Consider the following 13,258-nt stretch of genomic DNA (forward strand, 5'->3'; position numbering starts at 1 on the left):
TAAACCCCTTTGCATCCATTTCGCTCAGAAGGCTTGTAGAAGATTAAGAATAACGAACATCGACTGATGAATATTGAAGTGTCCTCTATGCTAAACAACGATCTTCTTCAATTACTCAATTACCCAATTACTCATCATTTACCAAATTCCTTTGCATCTCAGCCACTTTGCGGGATTCAACATCGCCGCGTCGCTAAGCCGCCGCGAGAATCATTTATTTACTTCTTAAAAAATCCTAAAATCCCGCTTAGCACTCTGACTTTACCACTTCTAAGAATTAAGATTGCGTCTGGGATAAAATGTCCTATTTTTGAGGTTATCTGAGTAAAAAACCAACTCCATGCATCAGGATAAAATAGCAGCAGTCATACAGGAAGTAAGAAAAGTAGTTGTCGGTCAGGATAAAATGGTCAACCGCTTATTGATAGGGCTCTTTACCAATGGCCATATTCTACTGGAAGGTGTTCCCGGTCTTGCGAAGACCCTGACAGTAAATACTCTTGCTAAAGTATTGCACTTGGATTTTAACCGAATTCAGTTTACTCCAGATCTCTTGCCTTCCGATTTGATAGGTACAATGATTTACAATCAGCAGACGGCTAATTTCGAAGTAAAGAAAGGACCAATCTTCGCCAATTTGATTTTGGCTGATGAGGTAAACCGATCTCCCGCCAAGGTTCAGTCGGCTTTGCTAGAGGCAATGCAAGAAAAGCAGGTAACTATCGGTGAGACCACTTTTCCTTTAGATAGACCTTTTTTAGTATTGGCTACTCAAAATCCGGTTGATCAAGAAGGTACTTACCCTCTTCCTGAAGCTCAGGTCGATCGATTTATGATGAAGGTTCATATCGAGTATCCAAGTAAGGCGGATGAAATGGAAGTTATGAGAAGAATGGCCAATATGTCTTTTTCTTCTGAGGTAAATGCGGTTTTGTCCAAACAAGATATTTTTGACATCCGAAATGAGATCAATGCAATCAATATTGCCGAGCCGTTGGAGCAATATATTATTGAGTTGGTTTTTGCAACCAGATTCCCGGAACAATACGGTTTAAAAAACGAAGCGAAGTACATTCAATTTGGGGTTTCTCCCCGTGCAAGTATTAATTTGAATCTCGCTTCGAAGGCTGTTGCCTATATGGATGGCCGTGATTATGTGCTTCCTGAGGATATCAAAGAAATCGCAGAAGATGTGCTAAATCACAGAATTATACTGAATTACGAAGCAGAAGCTGATAATATCAACACTCGTGACCTAGTTAAAATATTGTTGGAAAAGGTACCGATTAACAAGACGGTAACATTGAAATAATACAATTTAGCTTTTAAAAGGGCTTTCTGAGAGGAAAGCCTTTTTTTATGCATTTTTTGTTAATACAATATTAAATTCTGTATTCATTTTTAAAAAAAGCATAATTCGAATAATTCTCTTGCAGGTAAAAATTGATACACTTTTGTAACGTGAAAACGAACAAAACCACATTCAATTTATACCCAATGAAAAAATTCAACTCTTTCTTAATGATTTTAGCAGCTGCCCTTATTGGGTTCTCGAGCTGTATTGAAGGTAATGAAAGGCCAGATCTTGGCGATGATAACGGTCAGGATGATGAGGTACTAGTTTCCTCTAATATCACTTCAAATACTACCTGGGAAACAGGCAAAACTTATGTTTTGGGAGGAAGAATTACTGTGACTTCCGGGAATACATTGACTATTCAGCCAGGAACAATCATCAAAGGTGAAGTTGGTACAGGTTCAAATGCAACTGCTTTGATCATTGCAAGAGGTGCAAAAATCAATGCTGCAGGTACAGCTAGCTCGCCTATCATTTTTACAACTATTGCAGATGAAATTCAGCCTGGACAAATCGAATCTCCTAACCTTGAGCCAAATTTAAATGGTTTGTGGGGTGGTCTGATTATCCTTGGTAATGCGAGAGGATCTTTCCCAGGTGATGTTGCGGAGATCCAAATAGAAGGTATTCCACCTTCAGATTCAAATGGACTTTATGGAGGAACTAATGACGCTGACAATTCAGGAGTTTTAAAATATGTATCCATTAGACATGGTGGCGCCAACATTGGTGAAGGAAACGAAATCAACGGTTTGACTCTTGGTGGTGTAGGTTCCGGCACTGTTATCGAAAATGTAGAAGTTGTTGCTAATCAGGATGATGGAATCGAGTGGTTTGGTGGAACAGTAAACGTGACTAATGCTTTGGTATGGAATGCAGGTGATGATGCCTTGGATACTGACCAGGCTTGGGCTGGTACGTTAGATAACTTCATTGTCATCGCAGGTAGCGAAACTGACCACTGTTTGGAAATTGACGGACCAGAAGGTTCTTACCTAGCAGCTCATACAGTTAAAAACGGATCTGTAAAAGGTAACAATGTATCTGAGTTAGCTGACTTCAGAGATGGAGCAAGAGGTACTTTCGAAAACATTTACTTCTTCGGGTTTGCTGATCCGGCATCCACAGACGGAAGAGGCGATTTCTCTTTGAGTGGAGATAAAACCCTAGCCACTTTTGCAGATGGCTCTCTAAAATTTGCTAATCTTCAAATCACTCTAGCTAATAACGTGGCCTTAGCTACTGTATTCAGAGCTGGTACTGCTACTCATGCAACTGCAGTTGCTGCAGGGGCTAACACAGTTGGAGCCAACAAGGCCGCATTCAATACTTGGTCATGGGCCGCTGTTTCTGGTCAATTGGCTGATTTCTAAACTCAAAAAATAAAAGGAAGAAAGGGTTTGCAAGGTCCTTTCTTCCTTTTCTAAAAAGTATTCAATTACAAATTGCTGTATGAAAAATAAATCTAAAAATCTCTTCGCCAAAAAAACGGTGATCTTGATTATCCTGGTTTTGACCCAGGTTATTGCCGGTTTTGCCTTTGCGCAAAAGGGTACCATCCGGGGGGCTATTTATGAGCAGGCTACCGGTGAACCTCTCTTCGGGGTTTCAGTGCTTGTGAAAGAAACAGGAACTGGAGCGGTAACTGATTTTGATGGAAAATTTGAAATTCAGGTTGAACCAGGATCTTACTCTCTACAGATTTCCTACATTTCTTACGCTACTATTCAGTTGACTGAAGTAGAAGTAAAGACCGGAGCTGTCAATGTATTGAATGATATCTTGATGGCAGATGAAGCTTCTGAATTGGAAACTGTGACAATTGCAGCTTCTGCAATCAGAACTACAGAATCTGCTTTGATGTCTGTGAAAAGAAATGCAGCCAATCTAATGGATGGTATTTCTGCAAGCTCTTTCCGTCAAATCGGTGATGGTGATGCAGCTTCTGCAGTAAAACGAGTTACCGGTGTTTCTATCGAAGGAGGAAAATACATCTACGTAAGAGGTTTGGGTGACAGATATACCAAGACTGTATTGAATGGTGTTGATATTCCTGGTTTGGATCCGGATAGAAACTCTATCCAAATGGATATCTTCCCAACGAATGTGATTGACAATATCATTGTTTCAAAGTCATTCACAGCAGAACTTCCAGCTGATTTTACCGGTGGAGTGGTAGATATTGAGACCAAGGATTTTCCTGAGGAGAAAAATATGCGATTGAGCCTAAGTGGTGGCTTGACTCCTTCCATGCACTTTAATTCCAGTTACCTGAAGTATGACGGTGGTCAGACAGATTGGCTAGGTTTCGACGATGGTACAAGAGCTATCCCTACAGATGGTAGAACTAACATTCCACAATATGGACAGGCGGTAGGTAACCCTAACGGAGCAAGAGGGATGGAATATCAGGAGATTTTGGGAAGCTTCAACAGAACGTTAGGAGGATATAGAACTAACAGCTTGATGGATTTGGGTGTTAGCTTTTCTCTAGGAAATCAAGTTGCAAGAACCAAAGCAACTTGGGGTTATAACTTTGCTCTGACTTACAAAAATGAAACAGAGTTTTACCAGGATGCCGAATTCAACCTTTTTGCAAAACCAAGACAGGCTAATGACACTGAGCTAGAACCTCTGGAAAGACAAAGAGGTGACTACGGTGTAAACAATGTTTTGTTGGGAGGACTTGCAGGGATTGCTTTGAAAACTGATAATTCCAAGTACAAATTGAATATCATGCACCTTCAAAATGGTGAATCCAAAGCTGGTGAATTTGATTTCGTCAATACTAACCTTGGAGCAAACTTTGAAGCGAAGCAGTATAACTTGGAGTATAGCCAAAGAGGACTTACCAGTGTTTTATTGGGAGGTACACATTTCTTTAATGCCAGAGATTGGGAAGTAAACTGGAAATTGGCACCGACCAGATCTACTATTGAAGATCCGGACATCAGATTTACAAGATTCAGAGTTCCTACCAATACCATTTCTACTGAAGTAGGTTTACCTGCAAGAATCTGGAGAAATTTGGAAGAATACAGTGTAGTGGGTAAAGTAGATATAGCTAAATCCCTTTCTTTATTCCAAAGAGAATCAAAAGTAAAGTTTGGATCTAATTATGTGTTCAAATACCGTGACTTCAATATCCAAAGCTTCCAATTTGCAACTGGTGACACTGAATTCGTAGGAGATCCAAACGAAATCCTAAGAGATGAGAACTTATTCTCTGGGACAAACAGAAATGGAGTAAGATACAATGCGGATTTTATTCCAATCAACCCTAATGAGTATCAATCTATTGCTACCAATGTAGCGGGTTATGCTTCTGTTGAAGCGAAACCAGCAGATAAATTAAAGGCAATTGTTGGCTTGAGAGTAGAGAAATTCAATCAGTACTATACAGGTACTAATCAAACCGGAACCATCAACTTTGATTTGGTGACTATGTTGGATGATATTGATTTCTTCCCGACAGTGAACTTGATCTACAACTTGAAAGACAATCAGAATCTAAGACTTTCTGCTTCCAGAACTATCGCAAGACCATCTTTCAAAGAATTGTCTTATGCTGAGATTCTAGATCCGATTACCGGTAGAACTTTCATCGGTGGCTTGTACCCTGAGACTACCAATGGTGGTACAGAGGTGCTTTGGGATGGAAACTTGGTTTCAACAAGAATCAACAACTTTGATATCAGATGGGAAGCATTCCAAGAAAGAGGTCAAATGCTTTCTGTCAGTGCTTTCTACAAAACTTTCGACAGACCAATTGAAATGGTGCAGTTCCTTGCTGACCCAGGTACTTTCCAACCAAGAAACGTAGGAAACGGTACAGTAGCAGGTTTGGAATTCGAATTCAGAAAGTCTTTGGCATTTATCACTCCTGCTTTGGAAAAATTCAACTGGAATACAAACGTAACTGTAACCGAGTCCCGGATCAAAATGTCAGAATCTGAATTCAGATCCAGATCATTGACTGCCAGAGAAGGAGAAGTAGTGGAAGATACCAGAGATATGGCTGGACAAGCTCCTTATATTATCAATACAGGTTTAGCATACCAAGATTATAATAAAGGCTGGGAAGCTGGTGTATTCTACAATGTGCAGGGTTCTACTTTGAACTATGTAGGTTTTGGAAACAGAACAGATACTTACACGGTACCTTTCCACAGCTTAAACTTGAATATCAATAAGTCATTTGGAGCTGATGAGAGAATCCAGGCTGGATTTGGAGTTCAGAATATCCTAAATGATAAAAGAGAAATGGTGTTTAGATCTTTCGCAGCGCAAGATCAGATCTTTACCAGCCTTGCACCAGGCTTGAGAATGAACTTTAAAGTAGCATTTTCTTTCTAAGGATTAATTACCACAATGAAAAAGGCTTCCAAAGAGATTTGGAAGCCTTTATTTTTTTGTGATGATATTAAGTTAATCGATGTATTATATACTTTTCTTCCGGGTAAAGTGCCAAAAGGCTTCCTGTGGAAAACAGCTCAAAGTCTTCAAAATCAAAACCCGGTGATACTACGCAGGATACCAGCGCATAAGAATCCGGCGAATCAACACTGCTTCCGAAGATTGTTTTTGCCTGAACCAACCGCTGTGGTTGACAACTTTCTTCATTCGCTGGACCTAATGACATGATTTGATGTCCTTCTTCCGAAAGTGTATGAACAGAAAGTGGGCTGCCCTCATGCCAAAACCACAGTTCATCACTTTGAATTCTATGGAAACGTGAGATATTTTCAGAGGTCAATAGAAAATAAATGGCTGTACTTAAATTCCTTTTCCCATTATCAGTCTCAATGGTTTCTGGAGATCTATAAATTTCCCTGTAAAAACCACCTTCAGGGTGCGCTTGCATCTGAAGACTTTTCACTAAGAATTCTACTCTTTCCTGAGTATTCATTTATTGATAGGTTTCCATCAAAATTGAGACAATTCTATCCGCTGTTTTTCCGTCCCACATTGGAATTCCCTGGTATTGCTTCCAATCCCCATTCATGATTTTTTCCAGGTATGGTCGAAGTTTGGCAGGGTCTGTACCTACCAATTCGTTGGTGCCCAAATGAATGGTTTCTGGTCTTTCAGTATTATCTCTTAAGGTTACACAAGGCACATTCATGATAGATGCCTCCTCGGTAATACCTCCTGAATCGGTAATGACACCTTTTGCATTTTTTACCAAATAATTGAATTGCAAATAACCCAAAGGCTCACACATGTGAAGATTAGGGGCGGCAATGCCTATTGCCTGAAGGTTTTTGGCTGTTCTTGGGTGAACAGGGAATATGATTGGTAAGCCTTGAGTTCCTTCCAAAATAGCATCGATCATGGCCTTAAGCTTTTGCTCCTGATCCACATTGGCAGGTCTGTGCATGGTCATGACGAAGTATTTTCCCTTTTCCAGCCCATCAAAAATAGCTCCTTCGGGCTTTTGGAATCTAGGCATCTGGGCCATTAGCGTATCTATCATGGTATTTCCCACAAAGTGAATTTTACTTTCAGGGAAGCCACTTTTTCTAAGATTCTCATTAGCTATTTCTGAGGTAGTAAAAAAGTGGTCAGTAATAGAGTCGGTTACCATTCGGTTGATTTCTTCTGGCATAGTCAAATCCCCGGAACGAATTCCACCTTCCACATGAGCTACGTCAATACAGAGCTTTTTCGCTGCAATCGAGCAGGCCAAAGTGCTGGTGACATCTCCCACTACTATAACCAAATCAGTGGGATTTTCCATCAACTCTTTTTCAAAAGCTACCATGATTGAGGCTGTTTGCTCGGCCTGAGTTCCTCCTCCGCCACCCAGATTTGCGTGAGGCTCCGGAATGTTTAATTGCTCAAAAAAGTCCCCGGACATTTTTTTATCATAGTGTTGTCCTGTGTGAACCAGTCTAAAATTCACGTTTTTCCCATTCTTTTGCTGCTTTTGAATAGCATGAATGATGGGAGCTATTTTCATAAAATTCGGCCGTGCACCTGCGACAATAGTAAAAGTTGACATAGTTTAACTTTGGTTTGTGGCAAAAATAAGAAATGATGACTCAGTTCTATGATATTTAGGCACTTTTCCAGTCTCCTAATTGGCTGCTTTTTTGTTTCTTTGTAGCTAGAGTTTTATAAGATTCAGACATATGAATATTTGGACCTGGAAGCGGGGTAGAAATTTGCTTTCTTTTTTAATACTAACTTTTGCAATTAGCGCCTGCACAGATACCTTGGAATCATCGGTAGTGGTTTATGATAATGATTTTTCCACGCTGGATTTAAAAGGCTTTGAAAACGGAAGGCTGTTTATTTTCCAAAATGATACGATTGCAGGGCATTACCACAATGAGGAAGTATCTGTAAAATTGGATAATCTTCCATCACACAATATGTTGAAAATTACCACAGAAGTCTTGATTCATGACAGTTGGGATGGAAATGCTGATGATGGACTGTCGGGGCCGGATTATTGGTTTTTTGGAATAGACGATGAAGAAATATTCAGGACTACCTTTTCCAATTCCCCTTGTGAATCAACCTATTGTCTTTACCAGTCATTTCCGAATTCATATTTTCGGCAGAATGTACCCAAATCTGGTAGTACTAGAACCAATATGCCTGGATTATGCATATTTGGTGCTTTCCCTAATTACACCAGTAGATATACTGTTTCCAAAATCATCAGACATCAAAGTTCAGATGTGAAGATTTTTTGGAATTCTGAATTACGCCAAGAGAATAGTCCGGACCCTAAATGTGATGAGTCTTGGTCCTTGGCAAAAATTACCGTTGAAGCATTGATTGTTAATTAATATGGGGTACAAAAACACTTTCAAACAGTCATTGATTTTGATATTTTTTGCGATAAGCTTTTACCCTGCTTTTTCGCAAACCATTCCTCTTGGGACTCCCTTATTAGATGAGTATTTGAGAAGAGCTCAATTGCTGGGAAAAGTTGATTCTACCTCCAGTTGGATGATACGTCCATTATATCCTACTGAAGCTTTCGGAGTTAAGAACGGATTTGATTTGGACAGTTCGATAGTAGATTTTGATCAAAGTCGAACTCATAAAAGATTTGGTCCGGAAGAAAAAGGTAAGTTTTTACTGCTTCCTGCTTCTTACCGAATGCAGTATAACTCTACTTATGCATTTGGAACCAATAATGGAGCCTTTATACCAAATAGAGGCTTACAGCATTTACTCAGCATAGGAACCTATTTAGAATATGAGGGACTTTCTTTGCAGTTTCAACCCGAGCTTTTGCTCGCGCAAAACAAAGATTACATAGGTTTCCCGATCGAGCATCAAGCCACCATCCTATTTTATTATGAATACATGAATAGGATAGATATGCCTGAGCGATTTGGGACTGGTTCTTACAATAAATTCTTTTTGGGACAGTCCAGCTTGAGGTATAATTACAAAGAATATTCTATTGGGGTTTCTACAGAAAATTTATGGTGGGGTCCCGGTCGAAGAAACTCCCTTCTTTTGGGAAATAATGCTCCGGGTTTTCTCCATTTTACTCTTAATACCAGAAAGCCTGTTCAATCCAAAATCGGTTCTTTTGAAGGGCAACTGATTTCCGGGTTTTTGAAATCCACGGATTTCTCACCTCCTCATCCTGATTATTCTATCCAACAAAATCCAGTTCTCATTCCAAAAAGAGAAAATGGAGACCGCTACTTGGGAGGCTTAGTTTTGACTTATCAGCCTAAATGGGTTCCTGGTTTATTCTTAGGATATGGCTCTGTGAACCATATGTACAGAGAAGATATGACAAGCTTTGCAGATGGCTTGCCTGTTTTCAATGGTCGAAAGGGGCCTGAAAATGTAGAAGATCCTATCCGCGACAAGAGGCAACAATTTAGCTCAGGATTTTTCAGATGGTTGAGTGCCGAAGGTCATTTTGAATTTTATGGAGAATACGGGACTCGAGGGAATAGCTTTCGAACGGGGGATTTTATGATCACACCTGAAAAAGGCAGGGCATTTACTTTTGGGTTTTCCCACTTGATGCCTTTGAAAAAGCAAGGAAGGTATTTCCAGATTAGTTCTGAAATGACTCAAACCGGTCAGACTATTCGGGAAGAAATCAGACAACTTCGCACTTGGTACATCCATGATTACGTGCGACATGGATATACTCATCAGGGGCAGGTTTTAGGAGTAGGAAATGGTCCGGGAAGTAATCAGATTTTTGTGGAATTCGCATGGGTGGATCAAATGAACCGAATCGGATTTCAGATGGAGCGAATTGTCTACAATAATGATTTCTACTATTACCGATACGAAGCTTCTAAGGATTTTAGAAATAAATATGTGGATTTAGTGCCTTCCTTAGTGGCAGACTGGAGATTTGGAAATATTCTGGTCAGTGGGAAATTTCAATATGTAAATACCCTCAATTACAAATGGTTCCTCGAAAACCAGCCGGATCAATATTTTGTCCCTGGTTTTGACAGAAAGAATTCCGTAGCACATTTGGGAGTTGCCTATTTATTCAAATAATCAAATTAATAATGATAGCTGAAAAAGATAAAGTGGTTTCGATCGCTTACACCTTAAAGGTAGACGACGGAGAGTCCGGTCAGGAGTTATTTGAAGAGGTAGGAGAAGCTCAAGCATTTCCGTTTTTGTTTGGACATCAAAATGTACTTCCCAAATTGGAGGAAGTGCTTTCAGGGAAAAAAGCAGGGGATACCTTCTCAGTTTTCATTGACTTTGAAAATGGCTATGGAGATTATGATGAAAATAAAAAAGTCATTATCCCGAAGGCGAATTTCAAAGAAGACGGAAAAAAGAATAAGGATATTCTGAAAGTCGGTAGAGTAATTCCCATGCAAGATGATAAGGGAAATCAAATGCGCGGAGAAATCATCAAGGTCGACTATAGAGGAGTTCATATGGATTTTAATCCACCTCTGGCAGGATATGATTTATACTTTGAAGGAAAGATTGTTGCAATTCGTGAGGCTGAAAAAGAAGAAATAGAACATGGCCATGTTCATGGCCCAGGAGGCCATCATCACGATTAAATGATCAATGCCCTGTCTCAAGATAGGGCATTTGTCGTATTGTATAGATTTAATTTGCTCTATAAATTTGATTTTATAACCCACAATCGAAATGGATACAGTCAAAGTTTGGGTAGCAAGAATAGCCTTAATCTTGTTTATTTTGATGTTTTTGATGTGATTTTTAGAAGACTGGAATGATTCGGGGTGATCGGTAACAGTCAACAAGGTCTCTTTTCGGGGGGAAAGAGGCCATTTTTTATTTTCTTAAGTCTATGCCCAGATTTTTGTAGGCCTGATCAATGGCAAGATTTTTTAATCCTTCAATTCTTTCTGACTCGTAAAGTTTATAAGCCTTTTCCAATTGAACTGCCGCCACTCGATAGGATTGCTCATTGAAATGCAAAATAGCATCATTGTAATATTGCAAACCTGCCAATTGGGTCAAGTTGATTTTTCTAAAAATGGTTTTTTCACTTTCAGATTGATTGGGACTACCGATTCTTTGTCTCAGATCCAAATAGCTGGATGCCTCTTCCGGAGCATAGGCTTTTAGATAATTCTTTACTTCTCCTGGATTAGTTATCATGCCGCCAATTCTCAAAGTGCTTTCCAAAATGATTGGATTCTGATCCACATTGACAATTAAAAATACATGGTAATCGGTCTCTACGATTTCGAAGTCAAATCCATATTTATTCAAAATCATTCCAAGTGTCGCAGTACCACTCACGCAGTCGAACTTGCCTTCGGATAGCATTTGATTGAAAGTAGCGTGCTGCTCGTAAGTTTTGAATAAATTCTGATGACTCTTTTCAAATAGGGTGCGGATGAACTTAAGGCTCTTTCCCTTTTTCTCAAATTTCTTGTCTAATGTTGAAATATGCTCTTCCCATTTCTGAGCATGCATTTCATTTTCGGCATGTACCGCTCTAAAAAGTGCCAAATAATCTGATTCGCTTAGACTTTTTTCCCAAAGAGATTTTTCAACATCAGTTTCAAAAGGAAGGTCATTCGGTAACACAGAGCTCTCCTGGGACCATGCAGTAAGCATGCTCAGCAAGAAGAAGAGACTGGTTAGAAATGATTTGATCTTCATTTTGTAATGTCAATGTTACCAAATATATCATAAAGTTAACAATTTGGTAACATTGGAAAAAATATTTGGAAAAACTTAACATACTTTTTTTTAGATAAATCATTGATGGTGATAGGGTTCTCCTCTTAAAATGGTCATTGCTCGGTAAATTTGCTCCGCAATGAATGGCCTAATCATCTGATGGGAAAAGGTCATTTTGGAAAGAGATACTTTTCCATTGGCCCTTTGATATACCGCATCCGAAAAGCCATAGGGACCGCCGATTACGAAGAATAACTGCTTGATTCCAGCATTCATTTTTTTCTGCAAAAAGTCTGAAAATCCAACGGAATCGAAGCTTTTTCCATTTTCATCCAATAATATTAACTCATCGGACGAATTTATTTTCTTTAGAATTAATTCTCCCTCTTTTTCTTTTTGGGCAGATTGGGACAGAGACTTAGTGTTTTTGAGATCAGGAATTATCTCCCATTCAAACCTGAGATAATGTCCTATCCGCTGGGAATAGAGTTCTGTTAATTCCTGAATAGCAGGATGATCTGTCTTTCCTATGGCAATTATTTTGATCAGCATAGTCAAAGATGCAAATTTCTTCAGTTTTTACTTTTTTGATTTTGGACTAAATTTTTACCACTCATTGGACTTTGTTACCGTCCTAATCACCTAAAGTCCATTTAAAATTTCTTTACAAAGTATTCATAAACAATCTTTTAGCGTGGAGGTTTTCTATTCCTAAACCAAAACTCTTAACTATCATGAAAAAAATTGGAAGTATTTTAATTCTGGCGATGTTTTTTGTTGCCTCAGCTTTTGCCCCTAAAACTCAAAATGTGCACGAGGTAGAGGCAGATATTGTTGACTTGGCAGTAAGTACAGATTTTCTTTCTACACTGGTAGCAGCTGTGAAAGCAGGTGACTTAGTAGATGTATTAAAAGGTGACGGACCTTTTACTGTATTCGCACCAACCAATGATGCTTTTGCTGCATTGCCAGCTGGTACTGTAGAGAATTTATTGAAGCCTGAAAACAAAGACAAACTGGTAGCAGTATTGACCTACCATGTCGTACCAGGTAAAATCATGTCGTCAGACTTGAAAAATGGTCAGAAAGCTACTACGGTGCAGGGTAGTGCTGTGACTGTAACTTTGAAAGACGGAAAAGCTATGATCAATGATGCAACTGTTACCGCTGCTGATATCGAAGCAGATAATGGTGTAGTGCACGTGATCGATAAAGTGATCTTGCCTCCTATGTAAGATCTAAAGTCGAAGAAAAACGAATGCCTGTCGAAAGACAGGCATTTTTTTATTTAATCAGTTCTTTTCTCTTCAGAATAGTCTCCATGAATTTTTTCTCATTCTCCGAATTGAAAATTTTATATGGAAGGTGAATAAACTGGGCTTTGGACATGTAAAGGATAAACGCGTCCTTTCCCATCTCAGCCCTTTTGATCATATTCCACTGTACAGGCATTCCCTGGCGGGCATTGATTTTCATCAGAATTTGTCTGGAGTCAATTTCATAAGCCATCTTTTCAAAGATCACTTTGTTTTGTTCCATTTGAGTTACTCCGGTAAACTGAATCGCCCAAAACAGCACATATAATCCATAAGCTATCAAGGCTCCTATAATCCACCAGATAGATGCAATCCAGAAATATCCGCAACAAATTGCCAAGGCTATCAAAATCACCCACCATTGCTCTTTCAAAACACTGGTAAGGCCCATCTTAATATATGTTCCGGTTGGTAATTGGTATTTTTTAGTTTTAACAATCATCACTTTTCGATTTTC

General features: G+C 39.2%; 12 protein-coding genes. 7 read left to right on the top strand and 5 right to left on the bottom strand.

Features of this window, described 5'->3' with window-relative positions; translation table 11 throughout:
* The first annotated feature begins 340 nt into the window (after positions 1-340).
* The 3 genes from FL972_RS15480 to FL972_RS15490 all read left to right on the top strand — a co-directional run bounded on the left by FL972_RS15480 (position 341) and on the right by FL972_RS15490 (position 5,713).
* The gene (locus FL972_RS15480; protein WP_144606703.1) at positions 341-1,312 is read left to right on the top strand and encodes an AAA family ATPase; all 972 of its coding nucleotides are present in this window, start codon (positions 341-343) and stop codon (positions 1,310-1,312) included.
* A 185-nt stretch (positions 1,313-1,497) separates the two neighbouring features.
* On the top strand, positions 1,498-2,730 hold the full coding sequence (locus FL972_RS15485) for a hypothetical protein (RefSeq protein ID WP_186300130.1): 1,233 nt from the start codon (positions 1,498-1,500) through the stop codon (positions 2,728-2,730).
* Positions 2,731-2,809: 79 nt separating this feature from the next.
* Positions 2,810-5,713: a TonB-dependent receptor gene (locus FL972_RS15490; protein ID WP_144606707.1), complete on the top strand. Its 2,904-nt coding sequence runs from the start codon at positions 2,810-2,812 to the stop codon at positions 5,711-5,713.
* 67 nt (positions 5,714-5,780) lie between these two features.
* Here FL972_RS15490 and FL972_RS15495 read toward each other — a convergent pair whose 3' ends face one another.
* Positions 5,781-6,266, bottom strand: a complete 486-nt coding sequence (locus tag FL972_RS15495; RefSeq protein ID WP_144606709.1) for a cupin domain-containing protein — start codon at positions 6,264-6,266, stop codon at positions 5,781-5,783.
* Positions 6,267-7,361, bottom strand: a complete 1,095-nt coding sequence (wecB, locus tag FL972_RS15500) for a non-hydrolyzing UDP-N-acetylglucosamine 2-epimerase (protein ID WP_144606711.1) — start codon at positions 7,359-7,361, stop codon at positions 6,267-6,269. It lies immediately after the preceding gene.
* Between the two features lie 130 nt (positions 7,362-7,491).
* On the opposite strand from wecB, the gene FL972_RS15505 reads away from it, so the two are divergent.
* Genes FL972_RS15505 through FL972_RS15515 form a run of 3 tightly spaced genes read left to right on the top strand, consistent with a single transcriptional unit; the run spans position 7,492 to position 10,386 of the window.
* Positions 7,492-8,157 (top strand): hypothetical protein, encoded by a 666-nt coding sequence (locus FL972_RS15505; RefSeq protein WP_144606713.1) that lies wholly within the window; start codon positions 7,492-7,494, stop codon positions 8,155-8,157.
* Between the two features lies 1 nt (position 8,158).
* Positions 8,159-9,859, top strand: coding sequence for a capsule assembly Wzi family protein (locus FL972_RS15510; RefSeq protein ID WP_144606715.1), 1,701 nt, complete (start codon positions 8,159-8,161; stop codon positions 9,857-9,859).
* Between the two features lie 11 nt (positions 9,860-9,870).
* A complete protein-coding gene (locus tag FL972_RS15515; RefSeq protein ID WP_144606717.1) occupies positions 9,871-10,386 on the top strand; it encodes an FKBP-type peptidyl-prolyl cis-trans isomerase in 516 nt (171 codons plus the stop codon).
* A 238-nt stretch (positions 10,387-10,624) separates the two neighbouring features.
* Here the strand turns inward: FL972_RS15515 and FL972_RS15520 are convergent, their stop codons facing one another.
* The gene (locus tag FL972_RS15520; RefSeq protein WP_144606719.1) at positions 10,625-11,464 is read right to left on the bottom strand and encodes a hypothetical protein; all 840 of its coding nucleotides are present in this window, start codon (positions 11,462-11,464) and stop codon (positions 10,625-10,627) included.
* Positions 11,465-11,563: 99 nt separating this feature from the next.
* Positions 11,564-12,037: a 23S rRNA (pseudouridine(1915)-N(3))-methyltransferase RlmH gene (rlmH, locus tag FL972_RS15525; protein WP_091653681.1), complete on the bottom strand. Its 474-nt coding sequence runs from the start codon at positions 12,035-12,037 to the stop codon at positions 11,564-11,566.
* Between the two features lie 182 nt (positions 12,038-12,219).
* On the opposite strand from rlmH, the gene FL972_RS15530 reads away from it, so the two are divergent.
* On the top strand, positions 12,220-12,720 hold the full coding sequence (locus tag FL972_RS15530; RefSeq protein WP_144606721.1) for a fasciclin domain-containing protein: 501 nt from the start codon (positions 12,220-12,222) through the stop codon (positions 12,718-12,720).
* 49 nt (positions 12,721-12,769) lie between these two features.
* On the opposite strand, the gene FL972_RS15535 is transcribed toward FL972_RS15530, so the two are convergent.
* Complete coding sequence (locus tag FL972_RS15535) at positions 12,770-13,243, bottom strand: YcxB family protein (RefSeq protein ID WP_091653685.1); 474 nt, start codon at positions 13,241-13,243, stop codon at positions 12,770-12,772.
* Between the last annotated feature and the right edge of the window lie 15 nt (positions 13,244-13,258).

Origin of the sequence: Algoriphagus algorifonticola, assembly GCF_007655305.1 — a bacterium.
Taxonomy (GTDB): Bacteria; Bacteroidota; Bacteroidia; order Cytophagales; family Cyclobacteriaceae; genus Algoriphagus; species Algoriphagus algorifonticola.